Source organism: Streptococcus saliviloxodontae (assembly GCF_016908655.1).
In the GTDB taxonomy this organism is placed as follows: domain Bacteria; phylum Bacillota; class Bacilli; order Lactobacillales; family Streptococcaceae; genus Streptococcus; species Streptococcus saliviloxodontae.
This window is the reverse complement of sequence record NZ_JAFBEI010000001.1, coordinates 38,971-64,630: the sequence shown is the minus strand read 5'-3', so window position 1 is coordinate 64,630 and position 25,660 is coordinate 38,971. Positions and strand designations below refer to the sequence as shown.

The 25,660-nt window shown below is 40.9% G+C and carries 25 protein-coding genes; 12 read left to right on the top strand and 13 right to left on the bottom strand.

Translation table 11 applies throughout. The features are described 5' to 3' along the window. Positions 1 to 52 precede the first annotated feature (52 nt). The 4 genes from JOC31_RS00305 (at position 53) to mprF (ending at position 3,907) form a co-directional block, all read left to right on the top strand. A complete protein-coding gene (locus JOC31_RS00305) occupies positions 53 to 229 on the top strand; it encodes a hypothetical protein (RefSeq protein WP_205016223.1) in 177 nt (58 codons plus the stop codon). Positions 230 to 391: 162 nt separating this feature from the next. Beyond that, a complete protein-coding gene (locus JOC31_RS00300; protein WP_205016222.1) occupies positions 392 to 670 on the top strand; it encodes a hypothetical protein in 279 nt (92 codons plus the stop codon). After that, complete coding sequence (locus JOC31_RS00295; RefSeq protein ID WP_205016221.1) at positions 670 to 1,380, top strand: alpha/beta fold hydrolase; 711 nt, start codon at positions 670 to 672, stop codon at positions 1,378 to 1,380. Before JOC31_RS00300 ends, JOC31_RS00295 begins: the two co-directional genes overlap by 1 nt. A gap of 1 nt (position 1,381) precedes the next feature. Then, positions 1,382 to 3,907, top strand: a complete 2,526-nt coding sequence (gene mprF, locus JOC31_RS00290; RefSeq protein ID WP_205016220.1) for a bifunctional lysylphosphatidylglycerol flippase/synthetase MprF — start codon at positions 1,382 to 1,384, stop codon at positions 3,905 to 3,907. 211 nt (positions 3,908 to 4,118) lie between these two features. Here mprF and glgP read toward each other — a convergent pair whose 3' ends face one another. From glgP to JOC31_RS00275, 3 genes are all read right to left on the bottom strand, one after another. Continuing rightward, the gene (gene glgP, locus JOC31_RS00285; RefSeq protein WP_205016219.1) at positions 4,119 to 6,389 is read right to left on the bottom strand and encodes a glycogen/starch/alpha-glucan family phosphorylase; all 2,271 of its coding nucleotides are present in this window, start codon (positions 6,387 to 6,389) and stop codon (positions 4,119 to 4,121) included. Continuing rightward, complete coding sequence (gene malQ / locus JOC31_RS00280) at positions 6,376 to 7,884, bottom strand: 4-alpha-glucanotransferase (protein ID WP_205016218.1); 1,509 nt, start codon at positions 7,882 to 7,884, stop codon at positions 6,376 to 6,378. Before malQ ends, glgP begins: the two co-directional genes overlap by 14 nt. A gap of 144 nt (positions 7,885 to 8,028) precedes the next feature. Continuing rightward, positions 8,029 to 9,057 (bottom strand): LacI family DNA-binding transcriptional regulator, encoded by a 1,029-nt coding sequence (locus tag JOC31_RS00275; protein ID WP_205016256.1) that lies wholly within the window; start codon positions 9,055 to 9,057, stop codon positions 8,029 to 8,031. Positions 9,058 to 9,242: 185 nt separating this feature from the next. Here JOC31_RS00275 and JOC31_RS00270 point away from each other — a divergent pair, with 185 nt between their 5' ends. The 6 genes from JOC31_RS00270 to rpsN all read left to right on the top strand — a co-directional run bounded on the left by JOC31_RS00270 (position 9,243) and on the right by rpsN (position 16,900). Beyond that, the gene (locus JOC31_RS00270) at positions 9,243 to 10,490 is read left to right on the top strand and encodes an extracellular solute-binding protein (protein ID WP_205016217.1); all 1,248 of its coding nucleotides are present in this window, start codon (positions 9,243 to 9,245) and stop codon (positions 10,488 to 10,490) included. A 132-nt stretch (positions 10,491 to 10,622) separates the two neighbouring features. Beyond that, a complete protein-coding gene (locus tag JOC31_RS00265) occupies positions 10,623 to 11,984 on the top strand; it encodes a carbohydrate ABC transporter permease (RefSeq protein WP_205016216.1) in 1,362 nt (453 codons plus the stop codon). Beyond that, entirely contained in the window at positions 11,984 to 12,820 is an 837-nt protein-coding gene (locus JOC31_RS00260; protein ID WP_205016215.1) for a sugar ABC transporter permease, read from the top strand. Before JOC31_RS00265 ends, JOC31_RS00260 begins: the two co-directional genes overlap by 1 nt. 33 nt (positions 12,821 to 12,853) lie before the next feature. Then, on the top strand, positions 12,854 to 13,984 hold the full coding sequence (locus JOC31_RS00255) for an ABC transporter ATP-binding protein (RefSeq protein WP_205016214.1): 1,131 nt from the start codon (positions 12,854 to 12,856) through the stop codon (positions 13,982 to 13,984). 146 nt (positions 13,985 to 14,130) lie between these two features. Continuing rightward, complete coding sequence (pulA, locus tag JOC31_RS00250; RefSeq protein ID WP_205016213.1) at positions 14,131 to 16,386, top strand: type I pullulanase; 2,256 nt, start codon at positions 14,131 to 14,133, stop codon at positions 16,384 to 16,386. A gap of 244 nt (positions 16,387 to 16,630) precedes the next feature. Next, complete coding sequence (gene rpsN, locus JOC31_RS00245; RefSeq protein WP_205016212.1) at positions 16,631 to 16,900, top strand: 30S ribosomal protein S14; 270 nt, start codon at positions 16,631 to 16,633, stop codon at positions 16,898 to 16,900. A gap of 52 nt (positions 16,901 to 16,952) precedes the next feature. Here rpsN and JOC31_RS00240 read toward each other — a convergent pair whose 3' ends face one another. The 8 genes from JOC31_RS00240 to JOC31_RS00205 all read right to left on the bottom strand — a co-directional run bounded on the left by JOC31_RS00240 (position 16,953) and on the right by JOC31_RS00205 (position 22,014). Next, positions 16,953 to 17,423 carry a GNAT family N-acetyltransferase gene (locus JOC31_RS00240; RefSeq protein ID WP_205016211.1) on the bottom strand — a complete coding sequence of 157 codons (471 nt, stop codon included), beginning with the start codon at positions 17,421 to 17,423 and terminating at the stop codon, positions 16,953 to 16,955. Positions 17,424 to 17,426: 3 nt separating this feature from the next. Beyond that, the gene (locus JOC31_RS00235; protein ID WP_205016210.1) at positions 17,427 to 18,452 is read right to left on the bottom strand and encodes a threonine aldolase family protein; all 1,026 of its coding nucleotides are present in this window, start codon (positions 18,450 to 18,452) and stop codon (positions 17,427 to 17,429) included. 43 nt (positions 18,453 to 18,495) lie between these two features. Further along, a complete protein-coding gene (locus JOC31_RS00230; RefSeq protein WP_205016209.1) occupies positions 18,496 to 18,819 on the bottom strand; it encodes an AzlD domain-containing protein in 324 nt (107 codons plus the stop codon). Next, positions 18,809 to 19,513, bottom strand: coding sequence for an AzlC family ABC transporter permease (locus JOC31_RS00225; RefSeq protein ID WP_239551603.1), 705 nt, complete (start codon positions 19,511 to 19,513; stop codon positions 18,809 to 18,811). Before JOC31_RS00225 ends, JOC31_RS00230 begins: the two co-directional genes overlap by 11 nt. Positions 19,514 to 19,648: 135 nt before the next feature. Beyond that, positions 19,649 to 20,662 (bottom strand): tRNA (adenosine(37)-N6)-threonylcarbamoyltransferase complex transferase subunit TsaD, encoded by a 1,014-nt coding sequence (gene tsaD / locus JOC31_RS00220; RefSeq protein ID WP_205016254.1) that lies wholly within the window; start codon positions 20,660 to 20,662, stop codon positions 19,649 to 19,651. An 11-nt stretch (positions 20,663 to 20,673) separates the two neighbouring features. Further along, positions 20,674 to 21,090 (bottom strand): ribosomal protein S18-alanine N-acetyltransferase, encoded by a 417-nt coding sequence (gene rimI / locus JOC31_RS00215; RefSeq protein ID WP_205016208.1) that lies wholly within the window; start codon positions 21,088 to 21,090, stop codon positions 20,674 to 20,676. A 2-nt stretch (positions 21,091 to 21,092) separates the two neighbouring features. Next, positions 21,093 to 21,776 (bottom strand): tRNA (adenosine(37)-N6)-threonylcarbamoyltransferase complex dimerization subunit type 1 TsaB, encoded by a 684-nt coding sequence (gene tsaB / locus JOC31_RS00210; protein ID WP_205016207.1) that lies wholly within the window; start codon positions 21,774 to 21,776, stop codon positions 21,093 to 21,095. 13 nt (positions 21,777 to 21,789) lie between these two features. Next, positions 21,790 to 22,014 (bottom strand): hypothetical protein, encoded by a 225-nt coding sequence (locus tag JOC31_RS00205; RefSeq protein ID WP_205016206.1) that lies wholly within the window; start codon positions 22,012 to 22,014, stop codon positions 21,790 to 21,792. Between the two features lie 42 nt (positions 22,015 to 22,056). On the opposite strand from JOC31_RS00205, the gene JOC31_RS00200 reads away from it, so the two are divergent. After that, positions 22,057 to 22,287, top strand: coding sequence for a DNA-dependent RNA polymerase subunit epsilon (locus tag JOC31_RS00200; RefSeq protein WP_205016205.1), 231 nt, complete (start codon positions 22,057 to 22,059; stop codon positions 22,285 to 22,287). Between the two features lie 19 nt (positions 22,288 to 22,306). Next, the gene (rnjA, locus tag JOC31_RS00195; RefSeq protein WP_205016204.1) at positions 22,307 to 23,989 is read left to right on the top strand and encodes a ribonuclease J1; all 1,683 of its coding nucleotides are present in this window, start codon (positions 22,307 to 22,309) and stop codon (positions 23,987 to 23,989) included. A gap of 42 nt (positions 23,990 to 24,031) precedes the next feature. Here rnjA and JOC31_RS00190 read toward each other — a convergent pair whose 3' ends face one another. Together JOC31_RS00190 and JOC31_RS00185 are read right to left on the bottom strand one after the other, a co-directional pair. Beyond that, positions 24,032 to 24,502: a CHAP domain-containing protein gene (locus tag JOC31_RS00190; RefSeq protein WP_205016203.1), complete on the bottom strand. Its 471-nt coding sequence runs from the start codon at positions 24,500 to 24,502 to the stop codon at positions 24,032 to 24,034. Positions 24,503 to 24,826: 324 nt separating this feature from the next. After that, positions 24,827 to 25,492 (bottom strand): CHAP domain-containing protein, encoded by a 666-nt coding sequence (locus JOC31_RS00185; protein ID WP_386705654.1) that lies wholly within the window; start codon positions 25,490 to 25,492, stop codon positions 24,827 to 24,829. Positions 25,493 to 25,660 lie beyond the last annotated feature (168 nt).

The window sequence follows — 25,660 nt, the reverse complement described above, 5'->3', positions numbered from 1 at the left end:
TAAAAAAACTGGTCGTTATCTTAAGACGATCTCCCTTAATAATACTGATCATGTGGGAGGAATTGCCTACAATGGCCATAACCAACTACTCTGGGTAGCAACTGACAATGCAAAGCGAAGGGCACAGACCGTCTCTATCTCCTTAAAAGAACTAGAAGATTATGATTTAGAACACCGTCAGAAACCGGTAACATTAACTTCAGTAACCAACTTAGCTGAGATAAAATGAACTTCTTACCTTTATTACCATAACAATAAACTGTATACAGGCTCCTTCGATGTTAAAAAACCAGGAAGTCTAGAAGTTTATGATATAGGAATAGACGGACAGCTCAAAGCTGGGAAGTTAGTCGCTAGTCAATCTTGGAAAACCAATCAAAAAATCCAAGGAATGGGTTTTTATCAAGACCAGATTGTTTTATCTGTATCTTACGGCCTTGCAAACTCTAAAGTCTTATTGTTTGATAACTGTTTGGCAGACAAGTCGTTTGACTTTGATGAAAAAAATGCCAAAAGAGTCATCTCTCTGCCACCATTTTTAGAAGAAATAAGCGGAGAAGGGAGCTCACTTTACCTCTTATTTGAATCTGGTCAAGCACGCTATCGTCTCATTCCAACGATTTTTCATGGAGATAGGGTTATCAAAATCAACCTAGATAAGGACATCTGATGAAACAATTTTTTATTGATGACAAAAAATATGTGTCTTATGACATCATAGGAAAAGGATTCCCAATCCTTTTTTTACACGGAAACGGCTTATCCCACAACTATTTTAAAAAGCAAAGAGATTTAGCAGACCAGTTTCAATTGATTCTGTTAGACACTCGTGGACACGGTCAGTCATCTAAAACGACTGAATTGAACTTTGAGATGATGGCAGATGATGTGGAGCGCTTGTTAGCTTTTTTAAAGGTCTCTTCCTGTCTGGTAGTTGGTCATAGTGATGGCGCCAATCTAGCCATGGTCTATAGTCGCAAATACCCTCAGCGTATTGCAGGCTTGTTATTGAATGGAGGTAACCTGAGTCTGTCTGGCTTATGGTTCCCAATTCGCCTAGCTGTTAGGATTGAGCAAATCTTCTTCTCTGGTTTGGCAACCTTATCTCGACAATTCTACCAACGGTTAGCGGTCGCAAAACTACTATCTGAGGACGTTTTAGTGAGTCCTCGTGATTTTGTTGATACCAACTACCCAGTTATTGTCCTAGTAGGCAAGTGGGACCTTATCAAACCCAGTCATAATCAAGCAATTGCAAAACTCTATCCCAAAGGTGAACTCGTTATCCTTCCCAGAGCAGGGCATAATCCTGCCCATAGTCAAACCAATCACTTTAATCAATGGATCCTAGCATTATATCAAAAGAGTAAGGAGTGTTAGCGTGAAGAAAGTCAGCAACATCTTAAAAGAAAAACGATCGGTTATCAAAACAGTATTCTTTGTATCTATTTTTATCCTCGTTCTATTTGAACTACTCAAATTACGGCATGAAGTAACCTTAAATCAATTATCACAAGGATTTCATCGGGTATCAGTGTGGGGCATCGTGCCACTAATCATCCTGGGACTAGCAAGCGTCTTGGTCATGATCGGTTACGACATCATCTTGAATAAAGAGATCAAAAGCAAACACTCTCTACCTTATATCCTTCAGACCAGTTGGGTCATTAATTCTATTAACAACTTGGCTGGTTTTGCAGGGGTTGTCGATGTCGGCTTACGCTATTCCTTCTATGCAGATGAAGAAGAAAGTACTGAGAGCATGCAGGGCATTTCTCAGGTCATACCTTACTTTATGGCCGGCTTGTCTCTTTACGCCCTCATCTCCCTTGCATTATTAGGGGGAGGTGTCACCGTCCAAGGGATGAGTAAGTTTTGGCTAATATTAGTTTTTGCCGCTCTGTATCTTCCTGTGATTCTCTTTGTCTCTAGTAGAAACAATCTACGCTTTTTTGGTGGTATCTCCAAAAAACGCATCTCCCAATTGGTAGCAACATCTTTTTTAGACTGGACAATGGTCATGCTGACCTTTTATGCCGTTGGTCTAGCTCTGGGGTATCAGTTACAGATTTCTGTTCTTATCCCACTCTTTATCATTTCAGTAACTGTAGGAATGGCTTCCATGATTCCAGGTGGCTTGGGGAGTTTTGATTTACTGATGTTGGCGAGTCTACAAGCTCAAGGCATTAGCACAGCAGACTCTCTAACATGGATTTTACTATTTCGTATTTGCTACTATATTATCCCATTTTGCATTGGTATTATTCTCTTCTTGAAATTAATGGGCGGAAAGTTAAACGAAAAATACCTAGGTATTCCCAAAACTGTGACAGATGTGACCGTTTTAAATAGTCAAGTTTTTCTAGTCCGTTTAATGGGAATTTCCCTCATCCTATCAGCCCTTATTCCAACCCAATTACACGATTTGCCCCTGATTGGTCATGTCGATCCGATTCAAAATCAGCTTATCTGGCAATTTCCAAGCATTCTACTGGGGAGCTTGTTTATCTTAGTCGGGCGCTTGATGAAACGTCGCTTAAAAATCGTCTTGCCGCTGACAGTCATACTTTATCTTATCAGTCTTATCTATGTCAATATTGGCAGTATGTCATACGCAACCAGCCTCTTTTTGACAGTGATTATTGTCTTAGTCTTCTCAGGAAGGTCTCAATTAACCCGCTCTAGTTTTATTTATTCTTGGGAAGATGTGACAAGAGATGTGGCAATTTTTAGCCTGACAGGTTTTATTTTCCTATTTGCTAGTGGACAGTTTCATCCTGAAAGGCATTTGCCACACCATAAACTGCATTTGGTACATTTATTTAGTTATTGGATCCATTTTGTGATTGCTGCCTTAATCATTTATGTCATTTTCAAACTTATCTTACGTCAGATAAAACCGAAGCAAGCTTTCGGAGAAACAGTTAACGAGGAACGCTACTCTGCTTTCCTAGAACGCTTCCCTTCAAGTGATGTTGATGCTTTTCTAGCTTATCTTGGTGACAAACGCCTCTTTTGGTACCAAGATAATGGCCTTGATCAGGTTGTCTTTCAATTTGCAATCGAGAACAACAAATGCCTAGTCATGGCTGATCCGATTGGGGATGCCACTTGCTATCGTGAGGCGCTTTCTCATTTTATTACTCAAGCACACCAAAACAATCTGGAAATTATTTTCTATGAAGTTAGCCAAGAGACAACTCTTTTACTGCATGAATTTGGTTATGACTTCATGAAGTTTGGTGAAAGCGCAGATGTCCCTTTAGCTGATTTTTCAACAGAAGGCAAACACGGTAAAAAATTCCGAACTAGCATTAACAAAATTGATAATAAGGGCTATACCTTCCAGGTTATTGAGCAGCCCTTTGATCAAGAGTTGCTTGATCGATTAGAAGACATCTCAACCATTTGGTTGAATGGAAGACAGGAAAAAGGATTTTCTCTAGGTTTCTTCGATAGGGACTACCTTCAAAAAGCCCCAATTGCAGTTGTCAAGAATCCTGACGGTGACATTGTTGCTTTTGTCAACTTCCTCATTACTAATCATCAAGAAGTTTCTAGTATCGATTTGATGCGTTACGATGTTGATAAGGCTCCAAATGGGGTCATGGACTATCTTTTCATTAAGCTGATGCTTTATTTCAAAGAGCAAGGGGTCACTTACTTCAGCTTGGGAATGGCTCCGCTATCAAATGTAGGACAACTAGAAGGTAGTTTCTACCAAGAAAAAATCGCTTATCTGGTTTACGCTTTTTCAACTAAATTTTATTCCTTCGGTGGTTTACGCCAGTATAAGCAGAAATTCAATCCTAAATGGTCACCTAAATATATCTCATACCCTAAAAAAACATGGATCTTATATGATATGATTGCCATTTTTAAGGTGGACAATCGTCAGGTAAGATAGGTACAACACGCTAACTAAACGAAAAGCTTAAAGCTCAAAAGTAATCAATCAAAGCAGATTTCTAGTAAGAAAGCTGCTTTGATTGATTTTTTACTGCCTTAATGTTTGTTGAAAATATCATGATTAGCACACTCCCTCACCTAAAAAGCCTTCTACAGTTCAATGAATGAATTGTAGAAGGCTTTTTAGTAATCTGATAGTCTAGTTAAGACTAGTCTTGGCTGTGCCAGATGTCTTGGTTGTATTGTTCGATAGTACGGTCACTTGAGAAGAAACCTGCTTTGGCAATGTTTTTAACGACTTTTGTCATCCAAGCGTCTTGGTCTTCGTAGTCAGCCAACATTTGTTCTTTGACAGCGATGTACTCTTTGAGGTCAATGAGGGTCATGAACCAGTCTTTGACGATCAATTCATTGTGAAGGCGTCCGAGACGTTCAGCATTGCCACGCGCTAGCAATTCTTCGCTGACGATAAAGTCCACAGCTTCTTTGATAGCTTGATCACCTTCGTAGTAATCACGTGATACATAACCACCTGTTGCATAAAGATCAATGATCGTATCTGAATCTTTACCAAATGTGTAGATGTTTTCTTGTCCAGCAAGCTCTGCAATTTCCACATTGGCACCGTCCATTGTCCCTAGGGTAAGGGCACCGTTAAGCATGAATTTCATGTTACCAGTTCCTGATGCTTCTTTTGAAGCCAGTGAGATCTGCTCAGAGATGTCAGTTGCAGGAATGAGGTGCTCAGCTACGGTAACATTGTAGTTTTCCACAAGGTGAACGTTAAGATATGGGCTAACCTCAGAGTCATTGTTGATTAGTTCAGACAAGCTGAGGATAAGATGAATAATATCTTGAGCGATGATGTAGGCTGGAGCTGCTTTACCACCAAAGATAACCGTAATCTTACGTTGTGGAAGATTGCCACGTTTGATTTCCAAGTATTTGTGGATAACATAGAGGGCATTCATCTGTTGACGTTTGTACTCGTGGAAACGTTTGATTTGTGTATCAATGATTGAGTTCTCATCAAGCTCAATGCCTTTGTTTTCTTTGAGGTAACGTTTAAGGGCAAGTTTGTTCTTGTGCTTGATTTCAGCAAGTTTAGCATGAACGTCCTTGTCGTCTGCAAATGCCAATAATTTTTCTAATTTAGCTGCATCTGTAAGGTAGTCATCACCAATCAATTCTTTGATGTAATCTGCCAAGTCTTGGTTGGCAAATTCAAGCCAACGACGGAAGGTGATACCGTTTGTTTTGTTGTTGAATTTAGCTGGGTAGAGGTCATAGAAAGGTTTCAACTCACTGTTTTTAAGGATTTCAGTATGAAGGGCAGCAACCCCATTAACAGAAGTTGAGAAGTGAATATCCATGTGAGCCATGTGAACACGTTGGTACTCATCAATAATTTGAACAGCTGGCTCAGCAACTTCTGCACGCACAAGAGCATCCAATTTTTCAATGATAGTTACTAAGTGCGGAACAACTTCGTTAAGGTAGTCCAAAGGCCATTTTTCAAGAGCTTCTGCCAAGATAGTGTGATTAGTGTAACCAACCATATTTTTCACGATTGAAACAGCTTCATCAAAGTCAATTCCGTGTTTTTCAGTCAAGAGACGGATAAGCTCTGGAATAACCATTGATGGGTGTGTATCGTTAATTTGAACATAAGCATAGTCTGCCAAATCATGAAGGTTTGAGCCACGTTCAATAGCTTCGTCAATCAAAAGCTGTGCAGCATTTGATACCATAAAGTACTGTTGGTAGATACGAAGCAACTCACCATTTTTATTTGAGTCATCTGGGTAAAGGAAGAGTGTCAAGTTACGGACAATATTAGTCTTGTCAAACTCGATACCACCTTGAATTTGACCATAGTCAATACCTGTGATGTCAAAGAGGTTGAGATAGTTTTTAGTGTCACGTTTGTAACCTAAAACATCGATACGGTCCAAACGAGATTTGAGAATGAAATCTTTGAATGGTACATCGTAAGAAATATCAGTTGGAACCAACCATGAATCGTTTTCAATCCAGTAGTTTGGCTCAGTTTCTTGTTGGTTATTACGGAAAACTTGTTTGAAGAGACCGCAGTGGTAGTTAAGCCCAACACCTTCACCATTGATACCAAGGCTTGAGATAGAGTCGATGAAACATGATGCCAAACGTCCCAAACCACCATTACCAAGTGATGGTTCTAACTCCACATCTTCTACTTCTGCGATAGATTTACCAACAGCAGCTAGAGATTCCTTAACTTCTTTATAAATACCAAGGTTAATCAAATTGTTTGAAAGGAGCTTACCGATCAAGAACTCTGCTGAAATGTAATACACTTTACGTTTAGCTGTATTCTTAGTTTTACCTGCTGCTTCTTTTTTAACGTAGTTTAGAAGTTGCAAATAGATTTCTTCATTAGTTAAATTAGCAAGATCTTGTCCTTGTTCTGATACGTAAGTTGTGAAATTAGTTGTTGTCATCTTCATTTCCTCGTTGATATAGTTCTGTTAATGTTAATAGATAGTCTTTTTGAGATGGTTTAAGGTCATCCTTAGTCATACGCCATGACCAGTTGCCACCAAGCGTGTTAGGGATATTCATACGACTTTCTGCTGGTAGATCTAAGACATCCTGCATTGATGCAATAGCAGTGTTGCTAACTGTCGCAAAGAGTGTTCTGAGCATCGTTTGAGTAATGCTTTCACCTTCTTTACGATGAGTGTAGGCATTGACAAAGTCCTGTTGCTCTTTGTCAAGGTTCTCATACCAGCCGTTAGCAACTTCGTTATCATGAGTTCCAACATAAGCTACACTGTTTTGAGTGTAAACATGTGGAATATCAATACTGTGACCTGTAACGTCGTAGAAGCCGAATTCTAAGATCTTCATACCTGGGAAGGCTGCATCTGCCAAGAGTTTCTTAGCTTTGTCATCAACATAACCAAGGTCTTCAGCAATGATAGGAAGTTCCCCGAGCTCTGATTTGATTGCATCAAAGAGTGCAATTCCTGGTCCTGACACCCATTTACCGTTTTTAGCTGTCTCTTCACCAGCAGGAATTTCCCAGAAGTCTGAGAAACCTTTGAAATGGTCAATACGAAGGTAGTCATAAAGTTTGAATGATTCTTGAATACGGTAAATCCACCATTTGTAACCAGTCTCTGCATGGTAATCCCAGTTATAGATTGGATTTCCCCAAAGTTGACCAACATCTGAGAAGTCATCTGGAGGACACCCTGCAATGCAAACGGGTTTCTTAGCTGAGTCAAGTTTAAAGAGTTCTGGTTGTGTCCAAACTTCCACACTGTCAGCTGAAACGTAGATTGGCATATCACCAATAATGGCAATGCCATTAGCATTAGCGTAGGCTTTCAGCTCTTGCCATTGTTGGAAGAAGAAAAGCTGAGTCACTTTATGATAAAGGATAGCTTCTGCTAACTGTTCACGATAAGCTGTCAAGCTGTCTTGGTCACGATAGATAGCTTTTTCATCATCCCACTCTTGCAAAGCTTTAAGACCAAAGTGCTCTTTAAGTGACATAAATTCAGCGTAGTCTTGGAGCCATGAGCTCTGCTCAGTTTCAAATGCTCCTAACTGTTGACTGCCTTCTGTACTTGCAAGAAAGTTAGCAACAGCTTTTTCTAAGATAGGACGACGTGTTTCAAATAGTAAAGCATAATCAACTTGATCGTCTCTGTGACTGAAAGTGACACCTTCAAGGTCTGATTGGCTAAGGTAGCCAGCTTCAACCAATTTTGCAAAATCGATGAGATTTGTATTACCTGCAACTGCTGAGAAAGATTGGTAAGGAGAGTCACCATAGCTAGTTGTTGTTAGGGGTAAAATTTGCCAATAAGTTTGTTTCGTTTCTACCAAAAAATCAATAAATTCATAGGCTTCTTGACCAAAAGTTCCAATTCCAAAATCCCCTGGTAGAGAGGTAATATGCATCAAAATACCACTTGCACGTTTCATTCCTAAATACTCCTTCGTTTGATTTCATAAAAAGTATAACGCAAACGTTTGCGTAAGTCAATGCATTTTTGGTTTTTTTTCAAAAAAATAAGACAATCACCCTAATGAAAAAGGGAATTGCCTTATCTTTTTTCTATATAATGCTCAATTATCGTCCCCACCGTTCAGGCGTCTCACGCTCTCTCTTTCTTTTAAGTCAAAAGGAACAATAATCTTCTCAGCTTTTACATCACTGTTTTTTATTTTCTCTAGTAGACGCTGAAGACTTGTTCGACCAAGTGTCTCAATATTAATATCAAAACTGGTCAAATAAGGATGAACAATCCGTGAATAAGTTGAGTTATTGAAGGAAATAATAGAGATATCATGGGGAACATTGATGCCATAGAATGACAGGAACTGCATAAAGCGTACCGCTAGCATATCATCAATGACTACTGCTGCTGTGATCTGATTGGATTTAATCGTTTCAATCAGATGATCAAGCGTCTCAGCATCGTGACGGTCAAAAACGCCACTATCAAAAATAGGTAAATTTAGACTGCTTGTTCCTCTAACATAGCCAAAGTAACGCTCCAGATAAACCTCACTACGCTGATCATCTGTGACAAATAAGATATTACGATGTCCTTTTTGGTGAAGGTAATCAACTGCTGTACGTGCCATCAGTTGGTTGTCATTATCGATAAATGTGACCTCATTCATCAATTCTTCTGCCTGACCAACAATCACAAAAGGAATCTGATTAGAACGCAGATATTGGCTGACGGGATCTCCTTTTTCAGAATAGAGAATAATAAAACCATCTACCAGTTTCTGCTTATACATCAAGACAACTTGGTTATAGAGATCATCCAAAGATGTCCCTGTCGCAATCGAAAGTGTCAAATCATGCTGCCTAGCTTCATCATTAACCGCAGCTAAAATCTCCATAAAGAAAGGCTGACTGATACGATCAGGTGTCGTCATAGGGGGTAAAATCAAACCTATAGCCTTGGTTAAACCACTCGCCAATCGCGCTGCGGTAACATTTGGGACATAGCCTAGCTCTTCCATAGCACGTCTGACTTTTTCCTTTGTTTTTTCTGAAATACTTGAACTATTCTTTAAAGTTCTACTGACCGTTGAGGCATTGACGCCTGCTTTAGCTGCAACATCCTTAATCGTTACCAAACGTGTCACCTCTTTTCTTCTAATTCTTCATAGCTTAAATTTTACAATAGATTGAAAAAGGTCGCAAGAAATTCAAAAAATATTTTTAAGTATAAAATTTTTATGCAAAAACGCCTTGACATTTTTTGCAAACGGTTGCATAATAAGTGTGTAAAGTTTTTAAATCTGCTTAGGAGGTTACTATTATGAAAAAATGGCAGAAAATGGTCGCAACAGTCGCAGGAGTTACACTCGCTAGTGCTTTTCTAGTTGGTACAACTGCTCATAAGGTTGATGCTGCATCAGGTAAAACAACCATCAAGTTGTGGGTACCAACAGGGGCTAAAAAATCCTACCAAGGAGTTGTTAAGGAATTTGAAAAAGAAAACAGTGGCTATAAAGTTAAAGTCATTGAATCAAACGACTCAAAAGCACAAGAAAATGTTAAAAAGGATCCAAGTAAAGCGGCTGATGTCTTCTCTCTACCTCATGACCAACTCGGTCAATTGGTAGAATCAGGTGTTATTCAAGAAATCCCAGAATCATACACCAAAGATATCCAAGCTCAAGATACTGACCAAGCCATCGCAGGTGCTCAATACAAAGGTAAGACTTACGCTTTCCCATTTGGTATTGAGTCTCAAGTCCTCTTCTACAATAAATCAAAATTATCAGCCGAAGACGTTGCTAACTACGAAACTATTACCAGTAAAGCAACCTTTGGAGCAACTTTCAAACAAGTCAATGCTTACGCTACTGCTCCTCTCTTTATGTCAGTTGGTGACACACTCTTTGGAACTAACGGAGAAGATGCCAAAGGAACAAACTGGGGCAACGATGCTGGGGTTTCTGTTCTTAAATGGCTAGCAGACCAAAAAGACAACAAAGGATTTGTCAACCTCACTTCTGAAAACGTTATGTCTAAATTCGGTGACGGTTCTGTCGCTGCAATCGAATCAGGTCCATGGGACTTTGCTGCTGCTAAAAAAGCTGTCGGTAAAGATAATATTGGTGTTGCTGCTTACCCAACTATCACAATCGGTGGCAAAACTGTCCAACAAAAAGCCTTCCTCGGTGTGAAACTCTATGCAGTCAACCAAGCACCTGCAGGATCTGATACAAAACGTATCGCTGCAAGCTACAAACTCGCTGCTAAATTGACAAGTGCTGATAGCCAAAAGAACCAATTCACTTACGAAGGACGTAACATCGTTCCTGCTAACAAAGAGGTTCAAGCTTCTTCAGAAGTACAATCAGATGAATTGGCACAAGCTGTTATTAAGATGGCATCTTCATCAGATTACACAGTCGTAACACCTAAACTTAGCCAAATGACTGCTTTCTGGACTGAAAGTGCTGCTCTTCTCAGCGATACTTACAACGGTAAAATCACTTCAGATCAATACCTATCTAAATTGCAACAATTTGACAAAGATTTAGCATCTGCTAAATAAGGACTGTTTTAAAGGGTAGGAACTCATTTTCCTACTCTTTTCTTTTTTGTAGGTTGGAAATTATTGTTAAAGTTTCCAATGCTGAAAATTTTAGTAGTGATTTTCAAATCTAAGCCTTATTAGGAGGACATTATGAAACAACATTTTGACACTGTTCCGGTCCTAGAAGCCTTTAAAAAAGGAGGACCAGACATTAAACTTTCCTATCTCATCATGGGATTTGCTAACTTTTGCAATAAGCAAATCATCAAGGGAGCCCTCTTTCTTTTATCAGAGATTCTCTTTCTCATCGCCTTTATCAATCAGATCATCCCATCTCTAAAAGGATTGATAACTCTTGGTACTAAGACACAAGGCATGACAACAAAAACGATTGATGGGATAAAGATTCAGGTAGCTACTGAGGGTGATAACTCTATGCTACTCTTGATTTTTGGACTAGCTTCTGTGATCTTTTGCTTGGTCTTTGTTTACATCTATTGGTGCAACCTCAAGAGTGCCCGTAACCTCTATGTCATCAAAAAAGAAGGTCTTAAGATTCCAAATTTCAAGGAAGACCTACAAACCCTTACCAATGGTCGCTTCCATATGACGCTGATGTCAGTTCCTCTCATTGGAATTTTGCTCTTTACCATTTTGCCACTCATTTACATGGTCTGCTTGGCTTTCACCAACTACGACCACAATCACCTTCCTCCAAAGAGCCTCTTTGATTGGGTAGGGTTCACCAACTTTGGTAATATCTTAAACGGTCGCATGGCTGGTACTTTCTTCCCTGTTCTTTCTTGGACCTTGATTTGGGCAGTCTTTGCAACAGTGACTAACTTCTTCTTTGGTATCGTTCTTGCTTTGATTATCAATACTAAAGGACTTCGCTTCAAGAAAGTATGGCGTACTATCTTTGTTATCACCATCGCTGTACCACAGTTCATCTCACTTCTTATCATGAGAAACTTGCTTAACGATGCTGGTCCTGTCAATGCCTTACTTGAGAAAATTGGACTGGTTTCAGCTGCACACCCAATCCCTTTCCTTTCAGATCCTATCTGGGCTAAATTTTCTATTATCTTTGTCAACATGTGGGTTGGTATTCCAGTCACTATGCTGGTTGCCACTGGTATCATTATGAACCTTCCACAAGAACAAATTGAGGCCGCAGAAATTGATGGGGCAAGCAAATTCCAGATTTTCAAATCGATTACTTTCCCTCAAATTCTCTTGATTATGGCGCCTACTCTCATCCAGCAATTTATCGGAAATATCAATAACTTCAACGTGATCTACCTCCTTACTGGCGGTGGACCAACTAATTCAGACTTCTATCAAGCAGGTAGCACTGACCTCTTGGTGACATGGCTCTACAACTTGACTGTGACAGCAGCCGACTACAATCTCGCTTCTGTTATCGGTATCCTTATCTTTGTCATCTCAGCCGTCTTTAGCTTGCTTGCCTACACTCGTACAAGTTCTTACAAGGAAGGAGCTGCTAAATAATGAAAAACAAAAAACGCCTAACACTCAGTTTTACCTATATATTATTGATTGTGCTATCAATCATTTGGCTCTTTCCCATCGCTTGGGTTGTCCTAACTAGTTTCCGTGGTGAGGGAACTGCCTACGTTAACTACTTTATTCCAAAAACCTGGACTCTTGATAACTACACCAAACTCTTCACTCAGAATGTCTTCCCATTTGGACGCTGGTTTATGAATACCTTGGTTGTTGCCGTCTTCTCTTGTATCATTTCAACCTTTATTACGGTAGCAATGGCTTACTCACTCAGCCGTATCAAATTTAAACACAGAAATGGTTTCTTAAAACTTGCTCTTGTCCTTAACATGTTTCCTGGATTTATGAGCATGATTGCAGTTTACTATATCTTAAAAGCCCTCAATCTTGACCAAACACTTACCGCTCTTGTCCTTGTTTATTCATCTGGGGCAGCACTTGGTTTTTACATCGCCAAAGGGTTCTTTGATACCATCCCTTACTCATTGGACGAATCAGCTATGATTGACGGGGCTAGTCGTTTAGACATCTTCTTCAAGATTACCTTACCACTATCAAAACCAATCATCGTCTATACTGCCTTGATGGCTTTCATTGGACCATGGATTGACTTTATCTTTGCCAAGGTTATCCTCGGAGATGCGACAAGCAAATACACCGTCGCTATTGGACTCTTCTCAATGTTGCAACAAGATACCATCAACGACTGGTTCATGTCCTTTACAGCTGGGTCAGTTCTTATCGCCATTCCAATCACCCTTCTCTTCATGTTCATGCAAAAATACTACGTTGAAGGCATTACTGGCGGATCTGTTAAATAATCTCGAAAACGCACTTAGTTAGGAAACATTACTATGACAACATTAAATCTTAATCATATCTTTAAAAAATACCCAAACAGCACCCACTACTCTGTAGAAGATTTCAATCTCGACATCAAAGACAAAGAATTCATCGTTTTCGTTGGTCCTTCTGGTTGTGGGAAATCAACAACGCTTCGTATGGTCGCTGGTCTAGAAGACATCACCGAAGGTCAACTCCTCATTGATGGTGAAGTGGTTAATGACAAATCACCTAAAGACCGCGATATCGCTATGGTCTTCCAAAACTACGCTCTCTACCCACACATGTCTGTCTATGAAAACATGGCTTTTGGACTTAAATTACGCAAATTCAAAAAAGATGACATTGACCAACGTGTTCGTGAAGCAGCAGCCGTTCTTGGTTTGACAGAATTCCTCGAACGTAAACCAGCAGACCTCTCTGGTGGTCAGCGTCAGCGTGTTGCCATGGGACGTGCTATCGTCCGTGATGCTAAGGTCTTTCTGATGGATGAACCTCTATCAAACTTGGATGCTAAGCTCCGCGTCTCAATGCGTGCCGAAATCGCTAAAATTCACCGTCGTATCGGTGCGACAACTATCTACGTTACCCACGACCAGACAGAAGCCATGACTTTGGCTGACCGCATCGTTATCATGAGCTCAACAAAAAATCCTGATGGTTCAGGTACTATCGGTCGTGTTGAACAAATCGGTACACCACAAGAACTCTACAACGAACCTGCTAATAAATTCGTCGCAGGCTTTATCGGAAGCCCTGCTATGAACTTCTTTGAAGTGACGGTTTCTAAAGATGCCCTCACTAACGACCAAGGGCTAGATATCGCTCTTCCAGCTGGTCAGGCTAAAATCTTGGAAGAAAAAGGTTATCTTGGTAAAAAAGTGATTTTCGGCATCCGTCCAGAGGATATCTCTAGCAAACATATCGTCCAAGAAGCTTACCCTAACGCCAATGTAACTGCTGAAGTTGTTGTGTCAGAGCTTCTAGGTGCTGAGACTATGCTCTATGTTAAACTAGGGCAAGATGAATTTGCAGCTCGTGTCGATGCGCGTGATTTCCATAATCCTGGAGAAAAAGTTAACCTAACCTTTAACGTTGCCAAAGGTCACTTCTTTGACCTAGAGTCTGAAAAACGTATCTAAAATCTCAGTCCAGACTAAATTAATCTGAGATGATATCTATTAACAAACGAAACTATTTTTAATGACCAGTATTTTGAGAGGTTTTATCACGGCACTGCTGTTCTAACATCTTTCAAAATCAAGTCAATGATACCTATGGAGTTATTATGAAACAACTTGTTCATTATCATTCACCAAAGGCACAAACAGTCCCTGTTTTGACATCAACTGTTGAGCTAAATTGGTTGGAACAGGATCGTTTCGGTTGGAGAGGAGAGCTAGCTAGTTCTCCTCTTTTAGAGACGGTTTCTGTAAGCGATTCCCAAAACACCTATACCTTTTCGTCAAATGGAGCTGATTTTCCTGAGCTTTGGCTGATTGAGGGCGACAGCCAGATTTATTTAGCCTATGAAGCAGCTATCACCAGTCCACATTACCGCCAGACAGATAGCTCCGCCTTTGACATGGCAAGCAACCATCAAGCATTTGATCAAAAATGGGGATTTGATGGCTGGCTAGGTTACTGCTACAAGCCTGAAAAAAGTTTGTTTAGACTTTGGGCTCCTACAGCTGAGAAGGTGTCGCTTGTCCTCTATGACAAGGCTGACGCAGACAAGGTCAGTCAACTCATCCCTATGACACGTGGACAAGAAATCAACACTTCTGAGCACAAGTACAATACCCAGGGCGTCTGGTTTGCGAAGCTAGAGGGTGACTACAAGGAAACCGTCTTTTGCTACCGTATCGAGCAGGCTGATGGTCGTCTGGTTGAAACTAGAGACCCGTATAGCACAGCTGTCACAGCTGACGGAAAACGCTCCGTTCTCCTAGATGCCAAAGCTATCGAGCCTGAAAACTTCCGTGTTTGTCACGGTGACGACGCTCCTTGGCGTTTGTCTAATCTAAGTCAGGCAACTGTCTATGAGATGCATATTCGTGATTTCTCTATCTCTGAAAGCTCAGGTGTACCAGAAAATCTTAGAGGAAGCTATCTGGGAGCTTGCCAGACTGGCACGCGCAATGCAGAAGGTCTTGCTACGACCTTGGACTACTTACAAGAAAGCCCTATCAGCTACGTCCAACTACAACCCATCTTTGATCACCACCAAAGCTTTGACCAAGAGGGCAATCTCCTCTACAACTGGGGCTACGATCCTGAAAACTATAATGTACCTGACGGCAGTTTTTCGAGCAATCCAAGTGACCCTAAGGCTCGTATCTTAGAACTTAAAACACTTATCCAAGCCTATCATGATGCAGGTATTGGTGTTATCATGGACGTGGTGTACAACCATACCTATTCTAAAACTGACTCTGCCTTTCAGCTGAGCGTTCCCTATTATTACTACCGAGTTAAAGCTGATGGTATCTTCTATAACGGCTCTATCTGCGGCAACGAAACTGCCAGCGAAAAAGAAATGATGCGCAAATATATGATTGACTCTATCCTCTACTGGGCAGAGACCTATAACATTGATGGTTTCCGATTTGACCTTATGGGATTACACGATATTGAGACAATGAAGGCAATCCGTCAAGCTCTGGATACGATTGACCCAAATATCATCATCTACGGAGAAGGTTGGGACATGGCTTGTGGTCTCAAACAAGAAGATAAGGCTATCAAAGCACATGCTGATAGACTAGAGCGTATCGGATTTTTCAACGATGATGCCAGAGATAGCATCAAAGGAGCTGAAATTTTTGGGGAACTCAAAAAAGGTTTTGTTTCAGGTCAACCTGTCGAAAAAGATCTCATGAAAGCTCTGGCTGGTAGCGCAGCATTTGTTGCCTACCAAAAAACTAGCCAAGTCGTCAACTACGTTGAAGCCCATGACAACTACACCCTTAATGACCTGCTCCTAGCACTGCATCCGCAAGATAATCAGGAAACGCATGATCGCCGTTGTCAATTAGCTAGCGCTCTTAATATCATCTCCCAAGGACTCTGCTTTATGCAGCTTGGACAAAGCTTCAACCGTAGTAAACTGGTAGCCACAGGTGACAAAGGACAGCTAACAGTCTCAGACAAAGAACGGGCTATGAATAGCTACAATGCCCCTGACAAGGTCAACCAGATCGACTGGAACCTAGCTAGTCCTTACCAAGAAAGTGATGACTTCCTCAAGCAGCTCATTCAACTCAAACGAGAACATAAGCAATTCTCACTGGAGGATTATCAAGATATTAGCAAAGCTATCACTGTCAATCAAGCTCAGAATGGGTCGGGCCTTGTTAGCTATGATATTGACTTAGGCACCAAAAACTATCGTGTTTTAATAACGAATCGACAAAAAGATTTGCTCCCCCTCGTTCAGGACTTATCAAACTGGCGTATCCTACTAAGCAATAACTTAGCAACAGATTTAAGCAAAAATATCCTCAGTGCCTATTCCCTTACTATCTTGGCAACTGATAATTAATAGACTTGTTCGGTAACTAAGTGAGTTAATTTTAAAATAACTGATACAAATAAGTTTGTGAAATGTTATTGTCCCAAATTTCAGGGTATCCGAACAAGTCTAATGAAAAACAACCAACTATTTACAAGTTGGTTGTTTTTTATTAACCAGTTAATTTTTTCTTGACCTTTTCCTCAAAAATGATATGATATATATAGTTAACTGGTTAATCATTTTACAACTAAGGTATCTAAAGGAGATAGAAATGGCAAAAAAATCTAAAATTGCTAGGTATGAGCGACAACTAAAACTGATTGAACAGTACGCAGACCTCCGTCGTGAACTCAAGGCTAAAGGAGACTATGAGGCTCTCCGCAAACTCCCTAGGGATTCCAATCCCAACCGTCTCAAAAATAGAGATATGATTGATGGACGCCCTCATGCCTACATGAGAAAATTCGGTGTTAGCCGTATCAATTTCCGTAAGCTAGCTCACAAAGGGCAACTCCCTGGAGTAAAAAAAGCCAGCTGGTAGAATGGACAAAAAAGTTTTTATCACACAAAAGAGGTTGGCTATCCAACCTCTTTTAGTTTAACTGGTAACAATAATAACGATTATCCACTTCTAGTAGCGGAAAGTCCACTGGCAAATCGCCTTTTTCAATTAGCTTAAAGCCAACTTTTTGATAGAACTGCTGCGCAGCTTGAAAGCGGTCGGTCGTCCCTAAAAAGACTGCCTGAAAGGCATGCTCACGACAATAAGTCAAATAACGATCAACCAATAAACGTCCTAATCCATAACGTCTATAGGCTTTAGCCACAAACATTTTTTTCAGAGCAACATTTCCATCTTTTAAAGCAACAAGACCAATACAAGCAACAACAGCCCCTTCCTTTGTCTTTACCGTCCAAAACTGTCCTCCTTTTTGTTGGTAAGAGGCTGCATCAGGTTGATCATCTAGGTCAATAGCAAGGCCAAATTCCTCTCTTTGGATGGACAAAATCAGGTCACTAACCGCTTGATTGTCCTCTTTTTCAAATACTGTAACAGTTACCATTGACTACAAAACCTCTCTCAATGCTGCCAAATCTTGGTCTGTCGTTGACCATGAGGTCGCTAGACGGATAATAGTGTGCTCATCATCGTATTTTTCCCAAAAACTATAAGCTAGCTTTTGAGCGAGTTCTTCCAGCTGACTGTTTTCCACAATGATAAATTGCTGATTGGTTGGTGAGGCGTAATAAAAACGGTAACCTTTGTCACGTAAGATAGCCTTGAGCTCCTCAGCCTGAGCAACAGCCTTACGACCGATTTCCACATAAAGATTATCCGTGAAGAAACGACTGAACTGAAGACCAAAAATTCTTCCTTTGGCTACTAGGGCACCGTGCTGTTTGACAATCGGCGTGAAATGCTTAGGCATATTATGTTTAGTGAAGACAACAGCTTCTCCAATAAGGGCACCCAGCTTGGTACCGCCGATGTAAAAGACGTGGCAAAGCTCTGCGATTGTCTCCAAAGTCACATCAGTCTCTGGCGAACCGAGGGCATAGCCTAGGCGGGCGCCATCCATGAAGAGAGGAATCTCATACTGGTCACAAAGCTCAGAGAGCTCCTGCAACTCAGCCTTGGTGTAAAGAGCGCCATACTCAGTCGGATGCGAAATGTAAACCATACCTGGAAAGACCATATGCTCGTGGTTGCCATCTGCGTAAAAATCTGCCAGATAGGCTGCCACATCAGCCGCTTTGATCTTACCATTTTCATGTGGTAGCGTTAGCACCTTGTGACCTGAAAACTCGATAGCTCCAGCTTCATGGGTCGAAATGTGCCCAGTCTCAGCAGCGATAACCCCCTCATAAGAGGCTAAGAGACTATTAATGACAACTTGATTGGTCTGCGTCCCGCCTGTTAAAAACTGCACCTGAGCCTGTGGACAATTGGTTGCCTGACGAATCTTTTCCACAGCTTCCTGTGTATAAGTATCTGTTCCATAACCAGATAGATTTTCTTCATTAGTCTCTACCAGCGTTTTTAACAACTCTGGATGAATACCTTCGTTATAATCATTTTCAAAGTGAATCATGTCAATACCTCTTGTTTTTCTAATTGCTGTTAGTATAACATAGTTAAAAGAAGAAACGCAAACCTGCCATTAGCACTACTCCCGTCACAACAGCTAAGAGGATATTTTTCGTCCTAGCTGCTACCCAAAAAGTAGGAAAAATAGCTAACAGCTCTAACCATTTGATACTTGGTAAAGCACCAGCTTTTTCTTCAAATACACTTGATAAGGTCAATGCAAAGATAATGGTGATGGGTAAGTAATTCAAAAAACGTAAGACAATATCTGGTAACCCCTTGTACTTGGTCAGGATAAAAGGAGCGATTCGAGGTAACCAGGTTACCAAGGCACCCAATACGATTGCGACATAAATCATCTCATTTGTCATCTAAAAGAACCCCCACAAAACAGCCAATAAACGTTGCTCCTAAAACAGCAACTGATGATGAAACAACAAGAAGCAACAATACATAGGACACCGTAACTGCTGCTAAAATCAAAAATAGCTTTTGCTTAGCTAACAACTGTAGCATCGCCGCTAATTGAGACTCAAAAATAGAAACAAACATGGCCACCAAAGCAAAATCCAAGCCAAAAATCTTAGGGTCAGGGATATAAGCACCTAAAATCGTTGCCAAATAAACCGAAACCACCCAAGTGATATAACCAGCTAGATTGTTACCATGCATCCAAAAAGGGCTGATTTCCTTAGTTCGTAAAGATTCATTAAGCATAACACCATAACTCTCATCAGTGATGAGTGTACCAATACCAATACCATGCCAGATAGAGACCTTAGGAAAGACCGTCGTTGCATGTAGGCTCATGAGAAAATTTCTCAAATTAATTAAAAAAACAGTCACTACCAACAAGGGAAGGTCAGCTCCCGATACCACCAGAGCACAAAAGGCAAACTGAGCAGAGCCCGCATAAATCATGGCGCTCATCAACCCCATCTGCAAAGGGCTCAAGCCCGAACTAGCCCCAACAACACCACAGGCAATACCAATGGATACATAACCTAAAGCTGTCGGTAGAGAAGCTTTGACGCCATCCTTAAACGCATTTTTTTCTATTGTCATCATTTTCCTATCTAAATGTTTTGTTGGTTCATAGACTAAACCTATTAGGTTTAAAAACACCCTTTTGAAAAGGTCAAAAGGATGACTTATCTATCAGATTAACTAATGTTAGATCCCAAAGTTTTAACAAGCTCTCTAGCCTTCGTACGTTGAAAAAGCAAGACTAGGCTTAGCATTGAGGTCAAAACCTGCAAAATGTCCCTTATCACGTTCCACCGCAGCCGCAAGGGCAATCATACCTGCATTGTCGCCACAGAGACGTAGTGGCGGGATAATCACGTCAACATCTGTGATTTCCTCTGCAAGACGTTCACGCAAGCCCTGATTAGCCGCAACACCACCTGCAACCACCAAGGTTTCCACAGGGTACTTCTCCAAAGCTTTCTTGGTTTTAGCTAGCAAAATATCCAAAACTGCAGCTTGGAAAGAAGCACATAAGTCCTCCAAGACAAGCGCCTCTCCTTTTTGTTCTGCATTATGGTGTAAATTGATAAAAGCTGATTTTAAACCTGAAAATGAAAATTCCAAATGGTCTTCCTTGATCATGGCACGTGGGAAATCATAGACATCTTGCCCCTTATGAGCGAGTTCATCAATCTCACGACCCGCTGGATAGGTCAAGCCCATAACACGACCAACCTTGTCATAAGCCTCTCCAACAGCATCGTCACGCGTCTCACCAACGATATGATAATTTCCTGGCTCTGTCACGTAAACCAGCTCTGTATGTCCTCCAGACACCAAAAGAGCCATCAGTGGGTAGGTCAATTCCTTAACCTCACGCGCTGCCATCAAGTGACCAGCCATGTGGTTGACAGGAATAAGTGGCAAGTTATTAGCCCAAGCAAAGGCTTTCGCCGCAGCCATTCCCACCAAAAGCGCTCCGACTAGCCCTGGTCCGTAAGTCACAGCCACTGCTTCTAGCTGATTAGCTTCAATCCCTGCCTCACGCAGAGCATCCTCGATACAAGTTGTGATAACTTCAACGTGATGGCGACTGGCAACCTCAGGCACCACGCCACCAAACCGCTTGTGGCTCTCCACCTGACTGGCAATGATATTGCTCAGCAGTTCCTTATCATTTTTCAAAACGGCAACACTGGTCTCATCACACGACGACTCGATTGCCAATAAATATCTATCTGTCATATTCTGTTTCATTATTTATTTCCTTTACGCTGCATCAGCAAGGCATCTTCCTTTGGCTCATGGTAATAGTCCTTGCGCTGCCCGATGACCTCGAAACCATGTTTTTGGTAAAGGGCTTGCGCCGCTTTATTTGACGCACGCACCTCTAAGAAAATCGTTTCATTTCTCTCAGCCAAATGCTGCATGAGCTTATCAGCGTAGCCTTGGCCTTGATAGGCTCTTAGAACAGCAATATTGGTGATTTCAAGCTCACCAACAAGATTTTGAATGGCTAAAAAACCAACAATCTCATCTCTGTCAGACACAAAAAAGTAATCCGTATTATCCTGCTCAAAGTCTCTGCCAATCTGTTCCAGATTCCAAGGAGAGTTACCATAAACGTCTTCTAAAATAGCGAAAGTTGCTCTCACATAGTCTTCTGTCAGCATGATTAAACCCTCTTGATATAGTCGGACGAGCCTTCTTCATGCGTTTTGAGCCAATTTTCCTCTGCCTCAACTTTTTTCAAGTAATTAGGCAAAAAGGCATCCACATCATCAGGTTCCTTGTCCTTACCAAGTGCAACCAGAAGTCTAGCTGATGGCAAGGTTTCTTTGATATGAGCCTGTGCCATTACTTCCTCAATCTGCTGGCGGAAATTGACCACTTCTCCAACAAACATGACCTTATCACGTCCTTTGACCTCTTCCAAAATGGTATCAAGACTGGCATGACGGTCTGGGCTAATGCTTCTTCCATTTTCATAAAAACCAACGTAGGCATTATTGCGGCGTGCATCTATCAATGGAACAATTAAACCATCGAATGCCACATCCGTCAGAGCAGCGAGACTAGACACTCCTACCAAGTCAATCTTAAGGGCGTAAGCCAAAGTCTTAGCAGTCGCTACTGCCATACGAAGCCCTGTGTAAGACCCTGGACCTTCTGCCACCACAATACGATTAAGATCTTGTGGGGTCAAATCGCAAGTTGATACCAAGTAGTCAATACTTGGCATAAGGGAGATACTATGGTTCTTCTTAACGTTTATAGTGAGTTCACCAAGTAAAACCTCATCTCGATAGAGCGCTATCGCAAGGGCTTGACTTGATGTGTCAAAGGCTAAAATATTCATCGTGACCTTTCCTTTATCCGAATTTTGTCTTACCTATTATAGCATAAAACCATAAGGGCGAACATTCCTCAAGTTTTTCTAGCATTTCCTTTTCCAAAGTGCCACAATATGGTATAATTTTAGTAATTGTAAACGAATCAAGGCTAAGGCCACTACTCTTAAAAATTTCATATTTTCTAGTTAAAAATAGCAGTCTAGCTATCCTTTTAACTGTTTTTTGATGATTTGGATTAGCCATGATCATATCTCGAAGACAATCTTCATATCAGAAAGGAACACCATGATTTATAAAGTTTTCTACCAAGAAACAAAAACACGTAACCCACGTCGCGAACTAACTAAGGCACTTTACCTTGATATTGATGCTGATCAAGAATTAGAAGGACGCATCAAAGCACGTAAACTCGTCGAAGAAAAAACAGCCTATAACATTGAATTTATCGAGCTTCTCTCAGATAAACACCTCGAATACGAAAAGGAAACTGGTGCCTTCGAACTAACAGAACTCTAAGAAAGGAACCCTATCTTTTATGAGTAATATCAATCTTAAACCTGAAGAAGTTGGGGTTTATGCGATTGGTGGTCTGGGAGAAATCGGTAAAAATACTTACGGTATCGAATACCAAGATGAAATTATCATCGTAGATGCTGGTATCAAATTCCCAGAAGATGACCTCTTAGGTATCGACTATGTTATCCCTGATTATTCTTACATCGTTGAAAACATTGATCGTATCAAGGCTCTTGTCATCACCCACGGTCACGAAGACCACATCGGTGGTATTCCTTTCCTTCTCAAACAGGCTAATATCCCTATTTACGCAGGACCACTAGCTCTGGCGCTAATCAAAGGAAAACTCGAAGAGCACGGACTTTTACGAGATGCTACACTTTATGAAATCAATCACAATACTGAGTTAACCTTCAAAAATCTAAGTGTAACTTTCTTCCGCACAACTCACTCGATTCCAGAGCCTCTAGGAATCGTTATCCACACACCTCAAGGGAAAATTGTCTGTACTGGTGACTTCAAATTTGACTTCACTCCAGTTGGAGAACCTGCTGACCTTCACCGCATGGCAGCCCTAGGTGAGGAAGGAGTCCTCTGTCTACTATCAGACTCAACAAATGCTGAGGTACCGACCTTTACCAACTCAGAAAAAGTCGTCGGACAATCCATTATGAAGATCATCGAAGGCATCCAAGGACGTATCATATTTGCATCCTTTGCTTCAAACATCTTCCGTCTCCAACAAGCTGCAGAAGCTGCTGTTAAAACCGGACGTAAAATTGCTGTTTTCGGACGATCTATGGAGAAAGCTATTGTTAACGGTATTGAACTTGGTTATATAAAAGTTCCAAAAGGAACCTTCATCGAACCCAACGAGATTAAAGAATACCACGCCAGTGAGATTCTAATCATGTGTACAGGATCACAGGGTGAATCAATGGCTGCGCTAGCACGTATTGCCAATGGAACACACCGCCAAGTCACACTACAGCCAGGTGATACAGTTATCTTCTCATCAAGCCCAATTCCTGGTAACACCACAAGTGTTAACAAATTGATTAACACCATTCAAGAAGCTGGCGTTGATGTTATCCATGGTAAAATTAATAATATCCACACCTCAGGTCACGGTGGACAACAAGAGCAAAAATTGATGCTCCGCTTAATTAAGCCGAAGTACTTCATGCCAGTTCACGGTGAGTATCGCATGCAAAAAGTCCATGCCGGACTTGCCGTTGATACAGGGGTTGAAAAGGATAACATCTTCATCATGGAAAACGGTGATGTCCTCGCCCTCACTAAAGACTCTGCCCGTATCTCTGGTCATTTCAATGCACAAGATATTTACGTTGACGGTAACGGTATCGGCGATATCGGAGCGGCAGTTCTTCGCGATCGACGTGATCTCTCAGAAGATGGTGTCGTTCTAGCTGTTGCAACAGTTGATTTCAAATCAAAAATGATTCTTGCAGGACCAGATATCCTCAGCCGAGGATTCATCTACATGCGTGAATCTGGCGATCTCATTCGTGAAAGCCAACGCGTGCTTTTCAACGCTATTCGGATCGCTCTCAAGAATAAGGATGCCAGCATCCAGTCTGTCAATGGTGCTATTGTTAACGCTCTTCGTCCTTTCCTCTATGAAAAGACTGAACGTGAACCAATTATTATCCCTATGGTGCTAACACCAGACAATAACTAATAAAAATCCGAAATGGTTAGTAACCATTTCGGATTTTTTCTATTAACTATTCGGATAGATATATGAGACAGCACCTGCTGTAACACTATTAGTTGGATTAAACCAACCACGATAATTAGCTAATGCCATATTACCAGCATAGTTAGATTCCAAAACTTGAATTTGACCATTTGCTGAAACATCTGTAACGTAGGCGACGTGTCCATAGCCACCATCAGTCCAACAAATGATAGACCCGACTACTGGTGTTGTACCAACATTATAGCCATCTGCTGCAGCATTAGTAGCCCAATCACCACCATTTCCCCAGCTATTACTTGCCCAAGTTGCTATAGATTTGACTCCCCAGGTACATTGCCCAACTGGGTAGAGATTACTTGAATCGCTACTTGTATAGCTATAGCTATAGCTATAATCACTGTAGTCATCAGCACTAGCCATTTGACCAGACCAAAGCAGAGCCATCGAAGATAGAGCGAACGTCGCTGTAGCAAGTGTTTTTGTTAGTTTCATTATTCAAGAGTTCCTTTCAACTATAATATTTTGATCTAAACTCCTAAACCTCTTTTTCACATATAGCCTCTCTATCATAACGAACCTTTATGACAAACCTATGACAAAACCTTTAATAACATAACAGCTAATTTAGCATTCCTTTTCTAGCACCTCTCTTTAAGCTTAAAAGGCTTTCATTTAAGAAAAAGAGCCTATCCTCTTTATTGATATTTTATACAGTAGTTGATTAAACATAGACCACTCAGGTAGCTACTAAAAATAAAGACCTACTGACACAAAAAAGGTAAACTATCATCCATGACAATTTACCTCTTATCTATCTTAAGCATTTGGATAAATATAGTGAACCGTTCCCGCTGTAACACTATTAGTTGGATCAAACCAACCACGATAATTATCAATCCAACGCTGGGATTTGTAATTTGATTCCAATACTTGAATCTTAGTATCACTCTCAACTGCTGTCACATAGGCAACATGCCCATAGCTTCCATCCGTCCAACAGATGATAGAGCCAACTACAGGGGTAGTGCCGACAGCATATCCTGCCGCAGCTGCACTTGAAGCCCAGTCACCTCCATTTCCCCACCAGTCACCTGCCCAAGGGGCCAATTCTTTAACACCCCAAGTACATTCACCCAGTGGATAGGTATTGGTAACATTACCATTCTCATCAACTTCTAGAGTCTGTCCATACTCATTTTGAATCACATTCAGGGCTTGGCCTGTTGAATAATCTAGACTAATAGCAGGGCTAGTAGCTGTGTTATCATCATTACTTGCTACAGTAGTTGCAGATACTGCAAGCGTCTGACCTGGCAAAATCAAACTATCTACAGTCATTCCGTTAAGACTTGCCAAGTCATACATATCCATACCATGCTGGCTAGCTATACTATAGAAAGAATCTCCTTCTTGAATCGTATAACTATCAGCCTTAACTTCTTGAGCCAGTAAACCAACTCCCAAAAAAGCCGAAAGAATCATAGATGTCTGTTTCATTTTATTTTTTGTAAAAATCTTCTGTTGCATTTCTAAACCTCCCAAATGACACTTTATAGTATAACAATTAAATGTAACAATATTATAAAAAAGCAATAAAGTTAGATTACATTTTAATTCTAAAGACACATAAAACTCATTTAAAAATAAATT

Excerpts from the sequence above, each read along its gene's own strand:
- JOC31_RS00300 (WP_205016222.1), top strand. The coding sequence starts at position 392 with ATGGGTTTTTATCAAGACCAGATTGTTTTATCTGTATCTTACGGCCTT.
- JOC31_RS00295 (WP_205016221.1), top strand. The coding sequence starts at position 670 with ATGAAACAATTTTTTATTGATGACAAAAAATATGTGTCTTATGACATC.
- glgP (WP_205016219.1), bottom strand. The coding sequence starts at position 6,389 with ATGACAACAACTAATTTCACAACTTACGTATCAGAACAAGGACAAGAT.
- malQ (WP_205016218.1), bottom strand. The coding sequence starts at position 7,884 with ATGAAACGTGCAAGTGGTATTTTGATGCATATTACCTCTCTACCAGGG.
- JOC31_RS00270 (WP_205016217.1), top strand. The coding sequence starts at position 9,243 with ATGAAAAAATGGCAGAAAATGGTCGCAACAGTCGCAGGAGTTACACTC.
- JOC31_RS00265 (WP_205016216.1), top strand. The coding sequence starts at position 10,623 with ATGAAACAACATTTTGACACTGTTCCGGTCCTAGAAGCCTTTAAAAAA.
- JOC31_RS00260 (WP_205016215.1), top strand. The coding sequence starts at position 11,984 with ATGAAAAACAAAAAACGCCTAACACTCAGTTTTACCTATATATTATTG.
- JOC31_RS00255 (WP_205016214.1), top strand. The coding sequence starts at position 12,854 with ATGACAACATTAAATCTTAATCATATCTTTAAAAAATACCCAAACAGC.
- pulA (WP_205016213.1), top strand. The coding sequence starts at position 14,131 with ATGAAACAACTTGTTCATTATCATTCACCAAAGGCACAAACAGTCCCT.
- rpsN (WP_205016212.1), top strand. The coding sequence starts at position 16,631 with ATGGCAAAAAAATCTAAAATTGCTAGGTATGAGCGACAACTAAAACTG.
- JOC31_RS00240 (WP_205016211.1), bottom strand. The coding sequence starts at position 17,423 with ATGGTAACTGTTACAGTATTTGAAAAAGAGGACAATCAAGCGGTTAGT.
- JOC31_RS00235 (WP_205016210.1), bottom strand. The coding sequence starts at position 18,452 with ATGATTCACTTTGAAAATGATTATAACGAAGGTATTCATCCAGAGTTG.
- JOC31_RS00230 (WP_205016209.1), bottom strand. The coding sequence starts at position 18,819 with ATGACAAATGAGATGATTTATGTCGCAATCGTATTGGGTGCCTTGGTA.
- JOC31_RS00225 (WP_239551603.1), bottom strand. The coding sequence starts at position 19,513 with ATGACAATAGAAAAAAATGCGTTTAAGGATGGCGTCAAAGCTTCTCTA.
- tsaD (WP_205016254.1), bottom strand. The coding sequence starts at position 20,662 with ATGACAGATAGATATTTATTGGCAATCGAGTCGTCGTGTGATGAGACC.
- rimI (WP_205016208.1), bottom strand. The coding sequence starts at position 21,090 with ATGCTGACAGAAGACTATGTGAGAGCAACTTTCGCTATTTTAGAAGAC.
- tsaB (WP_205016207.1), bottom strand. The coding sequence starts at position 21,776 with ATGAATATTTTAGCCTTTGACACATCAAGTCAAGCCCTTGCGATAGCG.
- JOC31_RS00205 (WP_205016206.1), bottom strand. The coding sequence starts at position 22,014 with ATGGCTAATCCAAATCATCAAAAAACAGTTAAAAGGATAGCTAGACTG.
- JOC31_RS00200 (WP_205016205.1), top strand. The coding sequence starts at position 22,057 with ATGATTTATAAAGTTTTCTACCAAGAAACAAAAACACGTAACCCACGT.
- rnjA (WP_205016204.1), top strand. The coding sequence starts at position 22,307 with ATGAGTAATATCAATCTTAAACCTGAAGAAGTTGGGGTTTATGCGATT.
- JOC31_RS00190 (WP_205016203.1), bottom strand. The coding sequence starts at position 24,502 with ATGAAACTAACAAAAACACTTGCTACAGCGACGTTCGCTCTATCTTCG.
- JOC31_RS00185 (WP_386705654.1), bottom strand. The coding sequence starts at position 25,492 with ATGATTCTTTCGGCTTTTTTGGGAGTTGGTTTACTGGCTCAAGAAGTT.